The following is a 20,406-nucleotide window of genomic DNA, read 5'->3' on the forward strand; positions in this document are numbered from 1 at the left end:
AGAATGACTTGGACCTGGTGCAGCTGGAAATCTTCAAGGCCGTTGCCGAGCAAGGCAGCATCAGCGCCGCCGCGCAGTTGATTCATCGCGTGTCGTCGAACCTGACCACGCGTATCAAGCAACTGGAGCAGGACCTGGGCGTGGAATTGTTCATCCGCGAGAAAAGCCGCTTGCGCCTGTCACCGGCGGGGTGGAATTTCCTCGGTTATGCGCGGCGCATCCTCGACCTGGTGCAGGAAGCCCGCGCGACCGTGGCGGGGGAGGAGCCCCAAGGCGCGTTTGCCCTTGGCTCGCTGGAAAGTACCGCAGCGGTGCGCATCCCGGCGCTGCTGGCGGCGTACAACCAGAAGCACACCAAGGTTGAGCTGGACCTGAGCACCGGCCCCTCGGGCACCATGATCGAAGGTGTGCTGTCGGGGCGGCTGACGGCGGCGTTTGTCGACGGGCCGGTGCTGCATTCCACCCTGGAAGGCGTGGCGGTGTTTGAAGAGGAGATGGTGGTGATTGCGCCGCTGCACCACGCGCCGATCAAACGCGGCCAGGACGTGAATGGCGAAAATATCTACACCTTTCGCTCCAACTGTTCGTACCGGCATCACTTTGAGCGCTGGTTCTCACAGGACGGCGCGGCACCGGGCAAGATCTTCGAGATAGAGTCCTACCACGGCATGCTCGCCTGTGTCAGCGCCGGGGCGGGGCTGGCGCTGATGCCGCGCAGCATGCTGGAGAACATGCCTGGATTCGCGGCGGTGAGTGTGTGGCCGCTGGCGGACAACTTCCGGATATTGAACACCTGGCTGATCTGGCGGCGGGGGACGGTGTCGCAGAGCTTGAACAGCTTTGTGACATTGCTGGAGGAGCGCGTCCCCCCACTGTAGGGAGTGTCAGCCAGTAAGCGGGGGTGTCAGCCGCCGAATTGCAGGGTACCCATGGCCAATTTTGCCATGATTGCCGTCGCGCCCAGTTGCACCAGCCACAAGGCCAGGCCGCCCAGAAACACGCCCAGGGCGACTTGCAGCACCAGGCTCTTCTGGCGCTTGGCTTGCGGTGCGCGTGGGGTGAAGTGGTCCAGCTCGTCGCGGTCGGCACGCAGGTCCAGGTCGTCGTTTCTCATAAGGCTCTCACAGCAAAGGGGCAGTCAGGGTTCAGTCTAGGGGTTGCGCGTTACGCCCAGTGAATTTTTTGCAAGCTCGCTCACCACAGGTTCAGTGGTCCCTAACAAAAAAGGGGAAGCCCATGAATGGCTTCCCCCCCTCGTCACCTGCTCAAGGCTTACAGCACCTGAACAATCGCCTTGGTCACCGCACCAATGTTCGACTGGTTCAACGCCGCCACGCAGATACGCCCGGTATCCAGCGCGTAGATGCCAAACTCGCTGCGCAAGCGGGTGACTTGCTCAACGGTCAGGCCGGAGTAGGAGAACATCCCGCGCTGGCGACCGACGAAGCTGAAGTCGTGGCCCGGAGCAGCCTTGGCCAGTTCGGCCACCATCTGCTCGCGCATGCCACGGATGCGCAGGCGCATTTCAGCCAGTTCGGCTTCCCACTGGGCACGCAGCTCAGGGTTGTTCAGCACGGCAGCAACGATGGCCGCGCCGTGGGTCGGCGGGTTGGAATAGTTGGTGCGGATCACGCGCTTGACCTGGGACAGGATGCGCGCGCTTTCTTCCTTGGACTCGCCGACGATGGACAGTGCGCCCACACGCTCGCCGTACAGGGAGAACGACTTGGAGAACGAGCTGGACACAAAGAAGGTCAGGCCCGACTCAGCGAACAGGCGCACTGCGGCGGCGTCTTCGTGGATGCCGTCGCCAAAGCCCTGGTAGGCCATGTCGAGGAACGGCACCAGGTTCTTGGCCTTGACCACGTCCAGCACGTTCTGCCAGTCGGCCGGGCTCAGGTCGACACCGGTCGGGTTGTGGCAGCAGGCGTGCAGCACCACGATGGACTGTGGCGGCAGGGCGTTGAGGTCTTCGAGCAGGCCGGCACGGTTCACGTCGTGGGTGGCGGCGTCGTAGTAGCGGTAGTTCTGCACCGGGAAGCCGGCGGTTTCGAACAGGGCGCGGTGGTTTTCCCAGCTCGGGTCGCTGATGGCAACGACGGCATTTGGCAGCAGTTGCTTGAGGAAGTCTGCGCCCAGCTTCAGGGCGCCGGTGCCGCCCACCGCTTGCACGGTGACGACACGGCCGGCTGCCAGCAGGGGCGAGGTCTCACCGAACAGCAGCGTCTGCACAGCCTTGTCGTAGGCTGCGATGCCGTCGATCGGCAAGTAGCCACGGGCGGCGTGTTGCGCCACGCGAATGGCTTCCGCTTCGGCAACGGCACGCAAGAGTGGAATCTTCCCCTCCTCGTTGCAGTAAACGCCCACGCCAAGGTTGACCTTGGTGGTTCGTGTGTCGGCGTTGAATGCTTCGTTGAGGCCCAGGATAGGATCGCGTGGTGCCATTTCGACAGCGGAGAACAGGCTCATTTTTGCGGCAGCTCTATGGGGGAATGGAGGGACGTGTCGCGCTCCAGCCGAATGCACTAGAGCGGTGCACAAACGGGGAGCTAGTATAGAGGCCATCACCGTCAAGGGCGACAGCCGAAATGGCTTTTCGGCCAAGTTTTTCGGTTTATTTGCCGACCGTTAGTCTTATTGCAACATTGGTCCGCGACGGCAGGTAGGACGATTGCCTTGAAACCCGTCACATTCGCCACCACTTCTATGGCTATCATGGTTTTTTCCTACGGCCCGCTTTGAATCTTCGCGGGTGGTGGTCTATTTCGTCCTCGACGGGTTTACAGTCTGGGGGTGATTACACGAGGTACGTTATGTCGGATTTCCAACTCGTCACCCGCTTTGAACCCGCTGGCGATCAGCCAGAAGCGATTCGCCAGATGGTCGAGGGCATCGAAGCCGGCCTGGCCCACCAGACGCTGCTTGGGGTGACCGGTTCAGGCAAGACCTTCAGCATCGCCAACGTGATCGCGCAGATCAATCGTCCTACCCTGGTGCTGGCGCCGAACAAGACCCTGGCCGCGCAGCTCTATGGCGAGTTCAAGGCGTTCTTCCCGAACAATGCGGTGGAGTACTTCGTTTCCTACTACGACTACTACCAGCCCGAAGCCTACGTGCCGTCCTCCGATACCTTTATCGAGAAGGATGCGTCGATCAACGACCATATCGAGCAGATGCGGCTGTCGGCGACCAAGGCGCTGCTGGAGCGCAAGGACGCGATCATCGTCACCACGGTGTCGTGCATCTACGGCCTGGGCAGCCCGGAAACCTATCTGAAGATGGTGCTGCACGTCGACCGCGGCGACAAACTCGACCAGCGCGAGCTGCTGCGCCGGCTGACCAGCCTGCAGTACACCCGCAACGACATGGACTTTGCCCGCGCCACCTTCCGCGTGCGCGGCGATGTCATCGACATTTACCCGGCGGAATCGGACCTGGAAGCGATCCGCATCGAGCTGTTCGACGATGAAGTCGAGAGCCTGTCGGCCTTCGACCCGCTGACCGGCGAGGTGATCCGCAAACTGCCGCGCTTCACCTTCTATCCGAAAAGCCACTACGTGACCCCGCGTGAAACCCTGATGGGCGCCATCGAGGGCATCAAGACCGAGTTGGCCGAGCGCCTGGAGTACCTGCGTTCCAATAACAAGCTGGTGGAAGCCCAGCGTCTGGAGCAGCGCACCCGCTTTGACTTGGAGATGATCCTGGAGCTGGGGTACTGCAACGGTATCGAAAACTACTCGCGCTACCTGTCGGGCCGTGAGTCCGGCGCGCCGCCGCCGACCCTCTACGATTACCTGCCGCCGGACGCGTTGCTGGTGATCGACGAATCCCACGTCAGCGTGCCGCAAGTGGGCGCGATGTATAAGGGTGACCGTTCGCGTAAGGAAACCCTGGTGGAATACGGCTTCCGCCTGCCGTCGGCGCTGGATAACCGGCCGATGCGCTTTGATGAGTGGGAAGCCATCAGCCCGCAGACCATTTTTGTCTCTGCCACGCCGGGCAACTATGAGGCCGAGCATGCCGGTCGCGTGATCGAGCAGCTGGTGCGCCCGACTGGCCTGGTCGACCCGGAAATCGAAATCCGCCCGGCGCTGACCCAGGTCGACGACCTGCTTTCGGAGATCACCAAGCGCGTGGCCCTGGAAGAGCGTGTGCTGGTGACCACGCTGACCAAGCGCATGTCCGAAGACTTGACCGACTACCTGGCCGACCACGGCGTGCGCGTGCGCTACCTGCACTCGGACATCGACACTGTGGAGCGTGTGGAGATCATCCGCGACCTGCGCCTGGGCACCTTTGATGTGCTGGTGGGGATCAACCTGCTGCGCGAAGGCCTGGACATGCCGGAAGTGTCGCTGGTGGCGATCCTCGATGCGGACAAGGAGGGCTTCCTGCGCTCCGAGCGTTCGCTGATCCAGACCATTGGCCGTGCTGCGCGGAACCTCAATGGCCGGGCGATTCTTTACGCAGACCGCATCACCGGCTCCATGGAGCGTGCGATTGGCGAAACCCAGCGCCGTCGCGACAAGCAGATCGCGTTCAACCTGGAAAATGGCATCACCCCGAAAGGCGTGTTCAAGGATGTTGCCGACATCATGGAAGGCGCCACCGTGCCGGGCTCGCGCAGCAAGAAGCGTAAGGGCATGGCCAAGGCCGCCGAGGAAAGCGCCAAGTACGAAAACGAACTGCGCTCGCCGAGTGAGATCACCAAGCGTATCCGCCAGTTGGAAGAGAAGATGTACCAGTTGGCGCGAGACCTGGAGTTTGAGGCTGCGGCGCAGACGCGGGATGAGATTGGCAAGTTGCGCGAGCGGTTGCTGGCTGTTTGATCTTGCAGGGGTGGTGATGGCCTCTTCGCGAGCAAGCCCGCTCCCACTGTTGACCGCATTCTCATGTCGGAAATCGGTCAAGGATGGGAGCAGGCTTGCTCGCGAATGCAGGCACCTCGGTCTGCCAGAATCACCCAAGCTGGTGTTACCATTCGCCCCTTGTTTCAATTTTCAGTTATATCGCCCATTCGAGACCTGCCATGACCACCGTCCGCACGCGCATCGCGCCATCGCCTACTGGGGATCCCCACGTCGGCACTGCTTACATCGCCTTGTTCAACTACTGCTTTGCCAAGCAGCACGGCGGTGAATTCATCCTGCGGATCGAAGACACCGACCAACTGCGCTCCACCCGTGAGTCGGAACAGCAGATTTTCGATGCCCTGCGCTGGTTGGGCATTACCTGGGCGGAAGGCCCGGACGTCGGCGGCCCGCACGGCCCGTATCGCCAGAGCGAGCGCAGCGACATCTACAAGCAGTACACCCAGCAGCTGGTCGACATGGGCCACGCGTTCCCTTGTTTCTGCACCGCAGAAGAGCTGGACCAGATGCGCGCCGAGCAACAGGCCCGTGGCGAAACCCCGCGCTACGATGGCCGCGCGTTGCTGCTGTCGAAAGAGGAAGTCGCCCGTCGCCTGGCCGCTGGCGAGCCGCATGTAATCCGCATGAAAGTGCCAAGCGAAGGCGTGTGCGTGGTGCCGGACATGCTGCGCGGTGACGTCGAGATCCCGTGGGACCGCATGGACATGCAGGTGCTGATGAAGACCGACGGCCTGCCGACGTACTTCCTGGCCAACGTGGTCGACGACCACCTGATGGGCATCACCCACGTGCTGCGCGGCGAAGAATGGCTGCCGTCGGCGCCGAAGTTGATCCTGCTCTACGAGTACTTCGGCTGGGAACAACCGCAGCTGTGCTACATGCCGCTGCTGCGTAACCCGGACAAGAGCAAGCTGTCCAAGCGCAAGAACCCGACTTCGGTGACGTTCTACGAGCGCATGGGCTTCATGCCTGAGGCGATGCTCAATTACCTGGGCCGCATGGGCTGGTCGATGCCGGACGAGCGCGAGAAGTTCTCGCTGCAGGAAATGGTCGACAACTTCGACCTGTCCCGCGTGTCCCTGGGCGGGCCGATCTTCGACATCGAGAAGCTGTCGTGGCTCAACGGCCAGTGGCTGCGTGACCTGCCGGTAGAAGAGTTTGCCAGCCGCGTGCAGCAGTGGGCGCTGAACCCTGAGTACATGATGAAGATCGCGCCGCTGGTGCAGGGCAGGGTGGAGACGTTCAGCCAGGTCGCGCCGCTGGCCAGTTTCTTCTTTGCCGGGGGCGTTAACCCGGATCCCAAGCTGTTCGAATCCAAGAAGCTCTCGGGTGACCAGGTTCGCCAGCTGATGCAGTTGATCCTGTGGAAGCTGGAAAGCCTGCGCCAGTGGGAGAAGGATGCGATCACCGCGACGATCCAGGCAGTGGTGGAGTCTCTGGAATTGAAACTGCGCGATGCCATGCCACTGATGTTTGCCGCGATCACCGGGCAGGCCAGTTCGGTGTCGGTGCTCGATGCGATGGAAATTCTCGGCCCGGACCTGACGCGTTTCCGTCTGCGCCAAGCCCTTGATTTGCTTGGTGGTGTGTCGAAGAAAGAAAACAAAGAGTGGGAAAAGCTGCTGGGCGCCATCGCCTAAGCACGTGGTTGAAACGGCGAAACCCCGGTTTTCCGGGGTTTCGCCGGTAAGTGATTGTTATCCCGGCAAAAAATTTTGGAAATTGTTGAAAATAAATTTGACACACTTCCAAACCGCCATTAAGATTCGCCCCGTCCTCACCGATGAGGGGCTATAGCTCAGCTGGGAGAGCGCTTGCATGGCATGCAAGAGGTCAACGGTTCGATCCCGTTTAGCTCCACCAATTTACAGGTTCAAGGTCTGGCCACACCGTCCTTGAATCGATCAGGTCTCAGCCCTGATCAGTTGTACAGAAGGTTTTGTCCCCTTCGTCTAGTGGCCTAGGACACCGCCCTTTCACGGCGGTAACAGGGGTTCGAGTCCCCTAGGGGACGCCAGTTTCAACAAGCAGCTCGAAAGGTCTGCTGCGTCGCGAGACGAAAAATCCGGGGCTATAGCTCAGCTGGGAGAGCGCTTGCATGGCATGCAAGAGGTCAACGGTTCGATCCCGTTTAGCTCCACCAATTTACAGGTTCAAGGTCTGGCCACACCGTCCTTGAATCGATCAGTCCTCAGCGCTGATCAGTGTATAGAAGGTTTGTGTCCCCTTCGTCTAGTGGCCTAGGACACCGCCCTTTCACGGCGGTAACAGGGGTTCGAGTCCCCTAGGGGACGCCACGATTACCCGCTCTGCGGGATTTTTAAGGGTCATTCAATTATTGAATGGCCCTTTTGTTTGTCTGGCGTTTGGCCAATTCTTTTCCCTCCCTCGTTTTTCTTCTGACCAGCGGTCATGCCTGTCGCTTGCCAAATATTATTATGGTAATAATATTCAACCCATGAACATCGGAGGCAATGATGAGCGATAAAAAAGCGCAAACCCGCGAACGCATTTTGCAGGCTGCCAGCGCCGCGTTGATCCAGCGTGGCCCGGCCGAACCGAGTGTGGGTGAAGTCATGGGCGCGGCGGGGCTGACCGTCGGTGGTTTCTACGCGCACTTTGAAAGCAAGGACGCGCTGATGCTGGAGGCCTTCACTCAGCTGCTGGCCAAGCGTCGTGCGTCGATTGACGACATGGACTCAACCTTGACCGGAGAAGAGCGCAGGGCCCTGGTGGCGGCGTTCTACTTGTCGCGCAAGCACCGTGACTCCACCGCCCAGGCCTGCCCGATCCCGGCGACCGTAGGCGAAATGAGCCGCCTGCCAGATGAGTTCCGCCAGGCGTTGAACGAGCACTGTGAGCTGATGGCCGCCCAGTTGGCTGCCAGCCCCGAGGACACCGATAAAGCCTTGGCTGACATGGCGCTGATGATCGGTGGCCTGGCCCTGGCCCGCGCCTTGGGACCAGGTGAGTTGTCTGACCGTGTGCTGCGCGCCGCCAAGTCGGCTGTACGCTAGAAGAGGGCTGCATGATGGGCACGCTAACCTGGATTCGTCGCTTCAACGGCACGCTGGGGCACCTGGCACCGCAAACGGTCGCCAACCGCATGCGTCGCGCCTTCATGACGCCACGCGACCTGCCGCCACGTGATTGGGAGCTGCCGCTGCTGGCGCAATCGGAGCGCATCACCTTGCGCTTCGGTTTGTCTGCGCTGCGTTGGGGCCAGGGGCCGGCGGTGTTGTTGATGCACGGTTGGGAAGGTCGGCCCACACAGTTTGCCAGCCTGATCACGGCGTTAGTCGACAACGGTTACTCGGTGATTGCCCTGGACGGTCCTGCCCACGGCCGCTCGCCGGGGCGTGAGGCCCATGTGCTGCTGTTTGCCCGCGCCATGCTTGAAGCCGCCGCCGAGTTGCCGCCGCTGCATGCCGTAATCGGTCACTCCATGGGTGGCGCCAGTGCGATGCTGGCGGTGCAGTTGGGGCTGCGTACCGAGGCGTTGGTGAGTATCGCCGCTCCGTCGCGATTCCTGGATGTGCTGCGCGGCTTCACCCGGATGGTGGGTTTGCCAGCGCGGGCGCGTTCGGCGTTTATCCAGGAGGTCGAGCTGACCTTCGGCATGCCGCTCAAGCACTTGGACGTGGCCCACTACCAGATGAATATCCCCGGCCTGATCGTGCACGCCGAAGACGATACCTTCGTCCCGGTCAAGGCGTCTCAAGCCATTCACGAAGCCTGGTTCGACAGCCGCCTGTTACGCCTGGAGCAGGGCGGGCACCAGAAAGTACTGGCCGATCCGCGCCTGATCGACGGTGTGCTGGCGTTGCTGGCTGGCGCTCGTTTACAGGCGCGGCAAACCGCCTGATACACTCTCCCCGCCGACATTAATCGACTGGGAGCAAGGCATGGGCTGGGATTTGGCAACGCCGTTTATCATCGATCTGCAGGTCGCCCCTGAAGACATCGACGGCCTGGGGCACGCCAACAACGCGGTATACGTGTCCTGGCTGGAGCGCTGCGCCTGGCGCCACTCCCAGCGCCTCGGGCTGGACCTGACCGAATATCGCCGCCTGGACCGCGCCATGGCCGTGGTGCGCCATGAGATCGACTACCTGGCCGCAGGCTATGAGGGCGACGAGCTGCAACTGGCCACCTGGATCGTCGACTGGGACCAACGCCTGAAGATGACCCGGCGCTTTCAACTGGTCCGGCCCCGCGACGGTGTCACCTTGCTGCGTGCACAAACCACGTTTGTCTGCATCGAACTGTCCACCGGCAAGCCCAAGCGCATGCCTGCCGAATTCCTCGACGGTTATGGCCCCGCCCTGACAGGGGGTTAACGGTTGCTGTGGGAAACCCAGTAAACTGCGCCACGATTTTTGTTGAGTGTTTTCCATGCAAATTGCTTTGGCGCCCATGGAGGGGTTGGTCGACAACATCCTGCGGGACGTGCTGACCCGTGTTGGCGGTATTGACTGGTGCGTGACCGAGTTCATCCGCGTCAACGACCGCCTGCTCACCCCGGCGTATTTCCACAAGCTCGCCCCGGAACTGCTGCACGGTGCCCACACTGCTGCCGGCGTGCCGCTGCGCGTGCAATTGCTCGGCTCCGACCCAGTGTGCCTGGCGGAAAACGCCGCCCTGGCGTGTGAGCTGGGTTCGCAAGTCATCGACCTCAACTTCGGCTGCCCGGCCAAGACCGTCAACAAGTCCCGTGGCGGCGCGGTGTTGCTCAAGGAGCCGGAGCTGCTCAATCAAATTGTTGAACACGTTCGCCGCGCCGTACCGGCCCACATCCCGGTCACTGCCAAGATGCGCCTGGGTTTCGACAGCCCGGACGGCGCACTGGTCTGCGCCACGGCGCTGGCTGAAGGCGGCGCAGCCCATATCGTGGTGCATGCGCGTACCAAAACCGATGGTTACAAGCCGCCAGCCCATTGGGAGTGGATCCCGCGGGTACAAGACGTGGTCAAGGTGCCGGTGTTCGCCAACGGTGATATCTGGAGTGTTGAAGACTGGAAGCGTTGCCGCGAAGTCAGTGGTGCCGAAGACATCATGCTCGGCCGTGGCCTGGTTGCCCGCCCGGACCTGGCTCGGCAGATCGCAGCGGCGCGGGCCGGTGAAGAAGTGGTCGAGATGACCTGGGCGCAGATGCAGCCCATGCTCCAGGACTTCTGGACCCAGTCGGTGGCGCAGTTGACCGAGCGTCAAGCGCCGGGGCGTTTGAAGCAATGGCTGGCTATGTTGACGCGTAACTACCCGGAGGCGGTGGAGTTGTTCAATGCGATGCGCCGCGAGACCGAACTGGACAAGGTGGCGTTGCTGCTCGGGATGGCGCCTGTTCTGAAAGATTAAGTTCGCATTTATAAACGTTACAAGCAGCTTGAAAGGGGCGCCATTGGCGCCCTTTTTTTTGGGCGCGTTTAAGCGTGATCTTCTTGAGCGTGGGGTGCTAGAAGGTGGGTGTTTATTGTTGTTTTTAGGGCGGGTAACAGTGTGAGGTGTATGTTTTTATTTTATTGCCACATTGGGTTTGTTTGTTTTGCAGGTTGTTTTGTTATCTGTGTGTGCGTGGGGGCGGACTAACATAAGTTGGCGTGACTGGTTTGATTTAATGATTGCATTATTTATACGGTGGGGCGCCTTATTACCTTATGTCTCTGTGGTGGGGTTGGTTAATGGGTGCGGGCTGTAGAGTTTCGTAAGTAGTCATGGGGTAAAGTCTGATTTTTCATTTTGGTTTCCTTATATGAATAAGGATTTTTGGAACTCGATAGCGCCGCGCCCCACCAATCGTGGGACTGCGAAGTGATGATGATTATTTCCAGTTCTAATTTATCGCTGCCAGGTTTAATGGGTTGTTGACGGGTGGCACCACACAAAGAGTGAGAAAAGTACATGTCCAATATATCGGCGAACAATTTCCAAGGTTTTAAGCCAGAACTTCACGCGGCAGACCAATCCGCGACTGAAACGTTGAAGGATATAGAAAAAAACAATACCTCTCGCGCAGAGCTGGGTTCGAAAAACAGCACGTTACCGCGCAACGACACCACCCAAGTGATTGGGAAGGAAGTAACGGTCAACTCCGATGCGTTGGAAAAGTTATTTGAGATGTTTGAGCTCGTCTTCAAGGCAATGCGCAGTTTGTTATCAGGCAGGGGGTTTAACGCAAAGTTACCAGCCGATACGACCACGGTGCTCCCAGCTGGCGATACGCAGGTGAGGGCTAGCACTGGCGGTAGCGTGCATATAGCCGCGAAAGCAAAAGGCACAGAGTCGGCGCCGAATGCTGATAATGGTACACATGTAAAACTTGGCACTGACGGTAGCATTCAGCTGGGTGTGAATGGCAAAGGCACTGAGTCGGCGCCGAGTGCTGATAAAGGTACGCAGGTGAAACTTGGCACCGACGGTAGCATTCAGGTAAGTGTGAATGGCAAAGGCACTGAGGCGACGCTACCGACGGCAGGCAAAGGTACGCAGGCTGACCTCGGCGCAGGCCTGAGAGTGCAGGGTTTCAGGACAGACAAGCGCGCTGATTCGGCGCAAACAAGCGCTGGGAAAGATACGCAGACTAATATCGACGCCGATGTCAGCGTGCAGGCTGGCGGGAAAGACAAAATCACTGATTCGGCGCAGCCAAAGACTGAGAAAGATACGCAGACTAGCCTCGACGCCAACGTCAGCGTGCAGGCTGGCGGGAAAGACAAAATCACTGATTCGGCGCAGCCAAAGACTGAGAAAAATACGCAGACTAGCCTCGACGCCAACGTCAGCGTGCAGGCTGGCGGGAAAGACAAAGTCACTGATTCGGCGCAGCCAAATACTGAGAAAGATACTCAGACTAACCTCGGTGCCAGTGCTAACGTGCAGGCTGGCGGTAAAGACAACGTCACTGATTCGGCGCAGCCAAAGACTGGGAAAGATACGCAGACTAACCTCGGTGCCAGTGCTAGCGCGCAAGCTGCTGGGAAAGGCACAGCCACTGATTCGGCGCAGCCAAGTACTGGGAAAGATACCCAGACTAGCCTCGACGCCAACGTCAGCGTGCAGGCTGGCGGGAAAGACAACGTCACTGTTTCGGCGCAGCCGAGTGCCGGAACCGCTTCCCAAGTCAGCATCGGGTCCGAGGGTGATGCCAAGGTCACGGTCCTGCCAGATGGCAGCACGCAGGTGAGCCTGACGCCTGATAACGGCAGGCAGTTCAATATCAATCTGGCTGCCGGTATCCAAGTCAGGGTGAGTTCGGAGGACTTGTCTGGCCCTCGTCCGTTGCGCAATCCGCAGTTGAATACTGATGTAGCAAAAGTGGAGGTTCGACCCAATACGGCGGCCACTATCGCAAACAAAACCGATACCAAACTAAGCGCTGACGCGACACCCAGCAATGAGGCAAGTGCAGAAGTGAAGACTGCTGCTGCACCCCTCGTTGAGGTGAAGGCTGGTGACAAGACGGATGAAAGCGTTGTGGCTGTTGTTGAGCCGAAGATTGAGACCAAAGCCGCTGACAAGTCCAAGCTTTCCAACGGTATGACACCTCTGACACCTCTGGCATCCGGTGCTGAAGGTCCTGCCCCTCATGGTCCCGGCGCCTCCCAGCGCGCGCTATAACGGCCGACGGTCCGTTATCTTCACTCGCTGAGTGATAACTAAGGCTCTCTGATTGCTAGCGCAGTGGGGGAGCCTTTTTTGCAACGTAGAGGCGCCTGTTTGCACGGGTTTAAGTATGTTCAATCGACGGCGCGCCTGACTACTGCTTTTAAGAGTGATTGCTATGAATACGTTTGCGACTGGATCCTCTGCGCGCTCGACTTCCACGGCGTCGCAGTTTTCCACTATCTCGGAGAAAGAAACGTCTCTCTTCCACGCTTTTGAGTCCCCTGAACGCGCTTTCGGCGAGCATTACGATGCCAGCTCACACAGCGCAGTCATCAAACTGATGATGCACACCTTTGGCAAGCAGCCTGAGGCTATGTTCAGCAGTGTGCGCAGTAATCGCGGGGGGTATGACGTCACGATGAAAGATGGCTACAGGCTGCACCTTTCCCGGCAGGAGCTGCAACAAGCAGGGGCGGCATCACGTTTTACCGGCAGCGACAACGAAGTACTGGGCAGCGCCCATTTCGCACTGGCGGTATTCATCAAGCGCAAACAGCTGGGAAGTGGCAATGCCGCTGATTTGCCAAGTTTTACGTCAGTCCTGACCGCTTCTTTGCAGGGTGAGACAACCTTAAACATGTTCAAAGGCATGGGCTTATCCGGCCATCTCAAGTACGAGCCTACTGCCACGGTTGTCGGCGAAGGGCGGTGGGGGGTGGCCCACAGTCATAACCTGGGTTCATCGTTGATATACGCCGGCAAGGCGCACCGCGCGGGCAGGGGGCGTTCACCCGATCAAAGCTACATGTATACGCTGCAGAGCCATAGCGCGCCGAAGCCTCCTACCGCCCCTGTCCCTGTCGTACCCATGCCTGTGGTGAGGATCACGCCCCAGGTTGACCAGGCCAAGGGTATCCGTCCCCAGGTCGCAGAGGTGTTGCAAGGGTTCATTGCCCCCTCGGGTCATTTCGGTGAGGTGTTCGACCTCAGCAGCCACGCAGCCGTCATCAAGATGATGATGCTCAGGTTTGGCCGGTCGCCGTCCGATGTCTTCGAAAGGATCAACGCCACGGGCAATGGGTACAGCATCACCCTGAAAGATGGTTTTGAGCTGACGTTGTCGACGCAGGAGCTGCAGCGCACCGCCGAGGCGACGCGGTTTACAGGCCCTGACACGCAAATGCGCAACGCCGCCAACCTGATCCTGGCCGCCTACGCAAAGCGCAAGCAGCTCATCCGCAACGTGCAGTTTGATGCAGCGCTGTCCGCTACGCTGCGGGGTGAGAGCATCTACAGGGTCTTGACGGGGATGGGCTTGATCGGCTTTTTGCGGATTGTGCCTCCCGCCAAGCTTCAAGAACCCCACAGTATTGGCGTCACCGAGACCTCCAGTTTTTCGGGGGCGTTGGTGGTGGAGGGTGTTAAACATAGCCACGGCAAGAAAGATGCGGTCGGTAAAGACTACGGCTACCAGCTCGCCGCAGACCTACCCCACGAGCAAGATGGTCAACCTGCGCGATTCCCGGCTGCGCCCATTGGCGTCGAGCCCGACGATATCTGGAGTGGTTTCTATCAGGGCATGGAGGGTAACTGTGTCACGGTGTCCGCCATCAAAGCGGCGATGATGAAGTACGGGCAAAACCCTTTGGGTATTTTCAAGCGTGTCACCGAAACGCCGGGAGGCTACTCCATCACCATGCGCGATAACTGCACGGTGCGGCTCACCTTCGCCGAGCTGGAAAGGGCCCGGGCAGCCGCCCACTTTCGTGGTCCGAATGCTGGCCTTATTGACAATGCCGTGTTCCTTTATGCAGCGAGCGCCAAGCGGGCACAGTTGGAGAATCACGAGTTTCGCGCCGGCGTCAGTTTTGACGTCGCCCTGCAAACGCTGAACGACGGCGAGGTTCCTGGCGATGCATTACGCCGCCTCGGCTTGTACGCCTTTACGCGCACCAGTAGCGTGGATGAATTGGCATCAGGCGTACCTGGCACCCTGGCGAACTTTGGGCATTCGGTTGTCGTGATAGAGGGTAAATTCGATGAGTATGGCGCCAAGCGCGACTTGAATAGCTCGCACTGGAATCAAGCCGACGGCGTCGCACTGAAATTGGTTTAACCCCGGCCATCCCCCGCGATCAAGCGTTCCCTGAAACCGATCATGGGCAGTGGCCGGCTGTGCAGATACCCTTGGTACAGATGGCAACCCAGGCCCTGCAGGAAGGCCAGTTGCTCCTGGGTTTCCACGCCTTCGGCAATCACTTCCAGGTTCAAGCTGCGGGCCATGGCCACGATGGCGCGTATGATTTCGGCGTCGTTGGGGTCATGGGTGGCGTCACGCACGAAGGACTGGTCGATTTTCAACGCATCCACGGGCAAGCGCTTGAGGTAGGTGAGCGACGAGTAACCGGTGCCGAAGTCATCCATCGCAAAGCTCACGCCGAGCTTTTTCAGGCGGCGCATTTTGCTGATGGTGTCGTCCAGGTTCTGGATCACGATGCCTTCGGTGATTTCCAGTTTCAGCAGGCTGAACGGCAGTTGGTGCTGTTTGAGGCTGCGTTCCACCCGCTCAACGAAGTCGTTCTGGCGAAACTGCCGGGGGCTGATGTTCACGCACAGGCTGAAATTCAGCGGGTCCACCAAGCCTTCCGCGATCAACTGTTGAAAGGCCGCGCAGGCTTCGTCCAGGATCCAGGTGCCGACTTCCAGGATCAGGCCACTGTCTTCGAGCACTTTGATAAATTCAGACGGTGACTGCGCCCCAAGCTGTGGATGCTGCCAGCGCACCAGGGCCTCGGCACCGACGATCCGATTGCCACGCGCATCGACCTGGGGCTGGTAATGCACGCTGAACTCGCTGCGCGACAGGGCCAGGCGCAGGTCGGTCTCCATGCGCAGGCGTTCGCTGGCGGTTTTCTGCATGCTGTTGTGGAACATCTGCGTGGTGTTGCGCCCTGAGTCCTTGGCGCGGTACAGGGCAATGTCGGCCCGTTTGAGCAAGTCCGCAGGCGTTGAACCGTGATCGGGAATCAGCGCCACGCCAATGCTCGGCGTGACCTGCAAGCGATGCCCGTCCAGGAACATCGGCTCCGAGAGCAATTCGCGCAGGGTATCGGCCAGCTCCTGCACCTGGCCGCTGACTTCCGTGCGCGTGCCGTCAAGGCCGCTGAGCAGTACCACGAACTCATCGCCACCCAGGCGCGCCACGGTGTCCTCCATGCGCACGCTGGCTTCCAGGCGGGCGGTGACGATCTTCAGCACCGTGTCGCCCACCGGGTGGCCGAGTGAATCGTTGATGTGCTTGAAATGGTCAAGGTCGAGGAACAGCAATGCGCCGCGCAGGCTATGCCGCTTGAGCAAGGCGATCTGCTGGCTCAGGCGGTCCATCAGCAGGGCGCGGTTGGGCAGGTTGGTCAGCGGGTCGTGGTAGGCCAGGTGGCGGATCTGCGCCTGGGCGTTTTTCAGCAGGCTCACGTCCCGGGCGGTCAGCAGCAGGCAGGGCGTTTCATTCAGTGTGATGGGCTCCACCGAAACTTCCACTGCCAGCACTTCGCCGCGTTTGTTGTGCCAGAGCATCTCCAGATGGTGGATACGGCCTTTGATCTGCAATTCCGCCAGCAGCGCCGCGCGCTGGTTTTCATCGGCCCAAATGCCGATCTGGTAGAGGGTCAGGCCGATGGCTTCATCGGCACGGTAGCCGGTCAGGCGGCAAAAGCCGTCGTTGACCTCCACGTAGCGGCCGGTATCGCGCTCGGTGATGGAAATCGCGTCGGGGCTGGAATGGAAAGCCTTGGCGAATTTCTCTTCGCTGGCCTTCAGTGCTGCCTCCGAGCGTTGCTGCTGGGTGATATCGCGCAGCGTGGTGACGATGCAGGGCTGGTCGCCGACCTTGATCAAGCGGCTGGAAATCATGCAGGTCAGGCTCTGGCCAGCCTTGTGATGCACCACGATGGCCACATTGCTCAGCGCCTGCTCGCGGATCACCCGCTCGATACGCTGCAGGCGCTTGCTCGACTCGTCCCACAGCCCGATCTCTTCGGCGCTTTTGTCGATGACCTCGGCCGCCGTCCAGCCAAAGGTCTGGGTGAAGGCTGGATTGATTTCGATAAACGCGCCGCTGTCCAGGCAAGTGACGCAGATCGGGTCCGGGCTGGCCTGGAACAGGCTCGCGAATTTTTCTTCGGAGGCCGTCAGGCGTTGTTCACGCTCCACCTGGTCGGTGATATCCAGCAACGTGCCGGCCATGCGCAGCGGCGCACCGTGTTCATCGCGGTACAGGCGCGCGCGGCTTTCGAGGTAGCGCGAGCTGCCGTCTTCCATCGGCACGCGGTAGGTCAGTTGATAGTTGCCGGCCGGGCCTTCGCGCAGGGTGCGGTAGGCGTTGCGCATGCTATCGCGCTCTTCATCGGGCATGCCCTCGAAGAAGGCGTCGAAGGACTCATGGAATGGCTCCGGTGGCAGGCCGTGCAGTTGGGCGGCGCGCGCCGAGCCGTAGAGCATGCCGGTGGGAATGTGCCAGTCCCAGGTGCCCAGTTGCGCCGAGTCCAGGGCCAGGTCGAGGCGCTCCTGGCTGTCCTTGAGGGCTTGCTCGGCGTTTTTGCGTTCGGTGGTGTCGAGAAACGTACTGATCAGGTAGGCCTCACCCTCCAGCTCGACTTTTTGTGCGCTGAGCGTGCCGTCGTGGATCTGGCCGTTACTGGCGCAAAATTGCACCTCCATGGTGATGGGCTCGCCCTTGCGCTGGGTGGCCTTGACCAGCTGCGCGCGTTGCTCGGGGTGGCGCCACAGGCCCAGGTCCAGGGTGGTGCGGCCGATGGCGTCGGCCACCGGCCAGCCGAAGAGCATCTCGAAATACTGGTTGGCTTCACTTATCAGTCCATCGGACTGGCGGGTCAGCAAGACCATATTGGGGCACAGGTGAAACAGCGTGGCGAAGCGTTTTTCCGAGTGGCTGAGGGCGCGCTCCCGCTCGCGTTGGCGGGTGGTCTCGCGGATCACCCCGATCATGCGCCGTCGTCCGGCTTTGTCAGGTGCCAGGCTGCCATTGATTTCCAGCCAGTGGTGGGTGCCGTCCGGCCACTGGATATGGTGATGCATGGCCTGCTCGAACGGCTCGCCGGCCAGAACCGCGTGAAAGGCCCGCACCACGCGGGCGCGATCCTGTGGCGCGAGCAGGTCGAGGTAGTCCAGGTCCTTGGGCAGTGGCTGGCGCGGATCAAAGCCAAACAGCGCCTGGGTGCCGCGTGACCAACTGATTCTGCCGGTGTCGATTTCCCAGCACCACGCGCCCAGCCGGGCAGCATTGAGCGCTGCCAGCAATTGCGGGGCGCTGTCCCAGCTTTGTTCCGCCTCTTGAGGGTCAAGGGCGTAAATACGGGGCAGGGGTGGCAAGGAGTCGACGGGGTTGCGCATTATCACAGGGCCTTGGCTCGATGGGCGTAAGGCGCGGTTCAGTTCAGACCTTGAGGCCGCACAGGTTCATGCCGGAATCCCTGGCAGATCGACTTGTGCATCCAATAGGCTCATGAAAGCCCGCGCAGCATTCGACAGCGTCCTTTCGGTGTGCACGATATAGCCTAGCTGGCGACTGAGCTGTATGCCCGGCAAAGCGATACTTGCCACCTGTTCATCCAGCATCGTGCGCGGCAACACGCTCCAGGCCAGGCCGATAGACACCATCATCTTGATAGTTTCCAAATAGTTAGTGCTCATCGCGATGTTTGGCGTAAGGCCCTGGGCCTCGAACAGCCGGCTGACAATATGGTGGGTAAAGGTGTTGCCGCCGGGGAAAACCGCCGGGTGGCCGGCAATGTCCGCCAAGCTGACCTTGCCGTTGCTGGTCAGGCTATGCTCCGGCGCCACCACGAAATCCAGCGGGTCGTCCCACACCGGGGTGGCCCGCACCAGGTGGTGGGGATCGGGCGCCAGGGTGATCACCGCCACTTCGGCGCGGCCATGGAGGATTTCTTCGTAGGCCACTTCTGAATCGAGGAACTGAATATCCAGCGCCACATTCGGGTATTCCCGTGTAAAGGTACGCAGGATCGGCGGCAGGCGGTGCAGGCCGATATGGTGACTGGTGGCTAAAGTGAGGCGCCCGCTGACCTCGCCGGTCAGGTTGGTAAGGGCGCGGCGCGTATCGTCCAGCACGTTGAGGATCTGATAAGCGCGCGGCAGCAAGGCCCGGCCGGCTTCGGTCAAGCCGACTTCACGGCCCAGGCGGTCGAACAAACGCACCTTTAATTGTTGCTCCAGGCCGGCGATGCGTTTGCTGATGGCCGGTTGGGTCAGGTGCAGACGCTCGCCGGCGCCGGAGAAGCTGCCGGTCTCGGCGATGGCTATAAAGGCATTGAGGTTGGCCAGGTCCATGGTGGTATTCCAGTTGGTAATCCAAAGCATAAAAAATATGAATTTGAGTTATTTAATGTAGCGCCATACCATCAGCCTCACAAGCCAAAGGGTTATTGAAAAGCCCGGCATAAAGAAACACCGCTGATGAGGACCGACTGATGGCCGGCAAAACGCTTTACGACAAGCTTTGGGATTCCCATGAAGTGAAACGGCGCGACGATGGCTCGTCGCTGATCTATATCGACCGTCACATCATCCATGAAGTGACCTCGCCCCAAGCGTTCGAAGGCCTGCGACTGGCCGGGCGCAAGCCTTGGCGCGTCGACTCCATCATCGCCACGCCAGACCACAACGTGCCCACCACGCCAGAGCGCAAAGGCGGCATCGAAGCCATTGCCGACCAGGTGTCGCGTTTGCAGGTGCAGACCCTCGACGACTACTGCGACGAATATGGCATTACCGAATTCAAGATGAATGACGTGCGTCAAGGCATCGTTCACGTGATCGGCCCGGAGCAGGGCGCCACCTTGCCGGGCATGACCGTGGTCTGCGGTGACTCCCATACGTCGACTCACGGTGCCTTTGGCGCCCTGGCCCACGGCATCGGCACCTCCGAGGTGGAACATGTGTTCGCCACCCAGTGCCTGGTCGCCAAGAAAATGAAGAATATGTTGGTGAAGGTCGAAGGCCAGTTGCCATTTGGCGTGACCGCCAAAGACATCGTACTCGCCGTGATCGGCAAGATCGGCACCGCCGGCGGTAACGGCCATGCCATCGAGTTCGCCGGCAGCGCGATTCGCGACCTGTCCATCGAAGGCCGCATGACCATTTGCAACATGTCCATCGAAGCCGGTGCCCGCGTGGGCATGGTGGCGGCGGACGAAAAGACCGTCGAATACGTAAAAGGCCGCCCATTCGCCCCGCAAGGCGCGGATTGGGACGCCGCCGTCGAAGCCTGGAAAGACCTGGTCTCCGACGCCGACGCGGTGTTCGACACCGTGGTCGAACTCGACGCTGCCCAGATCAAGCCACAAGTCAGCTGGGGTACTTCGCCGGAAATGGTCCTGGCCGTCGACCAGAACGTGCCGGACCCGGCCAAAGAGGCCGACCTGGTCAAGCGTGGTTCCATCGAGCGCGCCTTGAAGTACATGGGTTTGCAGGCCAACCAGGCGATCACCGATATCCAGTTGGATCGCGTGTTCATCGGTTCCTGCACCAACTCGCGGATTGAAGACCTGCGCGCAGCGGCGGTGATCGCCAAGGGCCGCAAAGTGGCGTCGACCATCAAGCAAGCCATCGTGGTGCCGGGTTCGGGCCTGGTCAAAGCGCAAGCCGAAGCCGAAGGCCTCGACAAGATCTTCCTTGAAGCCGGTTTTGAATGGCGTGAGCCAGGCTGCTCGATGTGCCTGGCGATGAACCCGGACCGTTTGGAATCGGGCGAGCATTGCGCGTCCACCTCCAACCGTAACTTCGAAGGGCGTCAGGGTGCCGGCGGGCGTACCCACCTGGTCAGCCCGGCCATGGCCGCTGCGGCGGCCGTCAACGGTCGTTTCATCGACGTTCGCGAATTGATCTGAGGAATACC

14 protein-coding genes and 4 tRNA genes are annotated in these 20,406 nt (G+C 60.3%); 14 read left to right on the top strand and 4 right to left on the bottom strand.

The window, feature by feature from the left end:
- Positions 1-8: 8 nt before the first annotated feature.
- The gene (locus CWC48_RS20445) at positions 9-878 is read left to right on the top strand and encodes a LysR family transcriptional regulator (protein WP_100490176.1); all 870 of its coding nucleotides are present in this window, start codon (positions 9-11) and stop codon (positions 876-878) included.
- Between the two features lie 26 nt (positions 879-904).
- On the opposite strand, the gene CWC48_RS20450 is transcribed toward CWC48_RS20445, so the two are convergent.
- Complete coding sequence (locus CWC48_RS20450) at positions 905-1,114, bottom strand: hypothetical protein (protein WP_017847720.1); 210 nt, start codon at positions 1,112-1,114, stop codon at positions 905-907.
- 158 nt (positions 1,115-1,272) lie between these two features.
- Entirely contained in the window at positions 1,273-2,469 is a 1,197-nt protein-coding gene (locus tag CWC48_RS20455) for an amino acid aminotransferase (RefSeq protein ID WP_078049433.1), read from the bottom strand.
- 344 nt (positions 2,470-2,813) lie between these two features.
- Between CWC48_RS20455 and uvrB the strand changes: the two genes are divergently transcribed.
- The 12 genes from uvrB (at position 2,814) to CWC48_RS20515 (ending at position 14,589) form a co-directional block, all read left to right on the top strand.
- Complete coding sequence (gene uvrB, locus CWC48_RS20460) at positions 2,814-4,829, top strand: excinuclease ABC subunit UvrB (protein WP_078049432.1); 2,016 nt, start codon at positions 2,814-2,816, stop codon at positions 4,827-4,829.
- Between the two features lie 200 nt (positions 4,830-5,029).
- Entirely contained in the window at positions 5,030-6,511 is a 1,482-nt protein-coding gene (gene gltX, locus CWC48_RS20465) for a glutamate--tRNA ligase (RefSeq protein WP_025856465.1), read from the top strand.
- 147 nt (positions 6,512-6,658) lie between these two features.
- Positions 6,659-6,734, top strand: a tRNA-Ala gene (locus CWC48_RS20470).
- A gap of 78 nt (positions 6,735-6,812) precedes the next feature.
- Positions 6,813-6,888 (top strand) — tRNA-Glu (locus tag CWC48_RS20475).
- A gap of 50 nt (positions 6,889-6,938) precedes the next feature.
- Positions 6,939-7,014, top strand: a tRNA-Ala gene (locus CWC48_RS20480).
- A 78-nt stretch (positions 7,015-7,092) separates the two neighbouring features.
- Positions 7,093-7,168 (top strand) — tRNA-Glu (locus tag CWC48_RS20485).
- A gap of 180 nt (positions 7,169-7,348) precedes the next feature.
- A complete protein-coding gene (locus CWC48_RS20490; protein WP_078050968.1) occupies positions 7,349-7,888 on the top strand; it encodes a TetR/AcrR family transcriptional regulator in 540 nt (179 codons plus the stop codon).
- A gap of 14 nt (positions 7,889-7,902) precedes the next feature.
- The gene (locus CWC48_RS20495) at positions 7,903-8,736 is read left to right on the top strand and encodes an alpha/beta hydrolase (RefSeq protein ID WP_100492432.1); all 834 of its coding nucleotides are present in this window, start codon (positions 7,903-7,905) and stop codon (positions 8,734-8,736) included.
- Between the two features lie 40 nt (positions 8,737-8,776).
- Positions 8,777-9,211: a thioesterase family protein gene (locus tag CWC48_RS20500; RefSeq protein WP_100490178.1), complete on the top strand. Its 435-nt coding sequence runs from the start codon at positions 8,777-8,779 to the stop codon at positions 9,209-9,211.
- Positions 9,212-9,266: 55 nt separating this feature from the next.
- Positions 9,267-10,226: a tRNA-dihydrouridine synthase gene (locus CWC48_RS20505; protein WP_078049431.1), complete on the top strand. Its 960-nt coding sequence runs from the start codon at positions 9,267-9,269 to the stop codon at positions 10,224-10,226.
- Positions 10,227-10,769: 543 nt separating this feature from the next.
- Positions 10,770-12,485, top strand: coding sequence for a hypothetical protein (locus tag CWC48_RS20510; protein ID WP_100490179.1), 1,716 nt, complete (start codon positions 10,770-10,772; stop codon positions 12,483-12,485).
- Between the two features lie 163 nt (positions 12,486-12,648).
- Positions 12,649-14,589, top strand: a complete 1,941-nt coding sequence (locus tag CWC48_RS20515) for a hypothetical protein (protein WP_100490181.1) — start codon at positions 12,649-12,651, stop codon at positions 14,587-14,589.
- On the opposite strand, the gene CWC48_RS20520 is transcribed toward CWC48_RS20515, so the two are convergent.
- Positions 14,586-17,882 (bottom strand): EAL domain-containing protein, encoded by a 3,297-nt coding sequence (locus CWC48_RS20520; RefSeq protein WP_100490182.1) that lies wholly within the window; start codon positions 17,880-17,882, stop codon positions 14,586-14,588. The genes CWC48_RS20515 and CWC48_RS20520 overlap by 4 nt on opposite strands.
- A 66-nt stretch (positions 17,883-17,948) precedes the next feature.
- Positions 17,949-18,839 (bottom strand): LysR family transcriptional regulator, encoded by an 891-nt coding sequence (locus CWC48_RS20525; protein ID WP_099494213.1) that lies wholly within the window; start codon positions 18,837-18,839, stop codon positions 17,949-17,951.
- A 140-nt stretch (positions 18,840-18,979) separates the two neighbouring features.
- On the opposite strand from CWC48_RS20525, the gene leuC reads away from it, so the two are divergent.
- Positions 18,980-20,398 carry a 3-isopropylmalate dehydratase large subunit gene (gene leuC, locus CWC48_RS20530; protein ID WP_078049426.1) on the top strand — a complete coding sequence of 473 codons (1,419 nt, stop codon included), beginning with the start codon at positions 18,980-18,982 and terminating at the stop codon, positions 20,396-20,398.
- Positions 20,399-20,406: the final 8 nt, after the last annotated feature.

This window comes from Pseudomonas sp. S10E 269, assembly GCF_002798465.1.
Lineage (GTDB): Bacteria > Pseudomonadota > Gammaproteobacteria > Pseudomonadales > Pseudomonadaceae > Aquipseudomonas > Aquipseudomonas pergaminensis.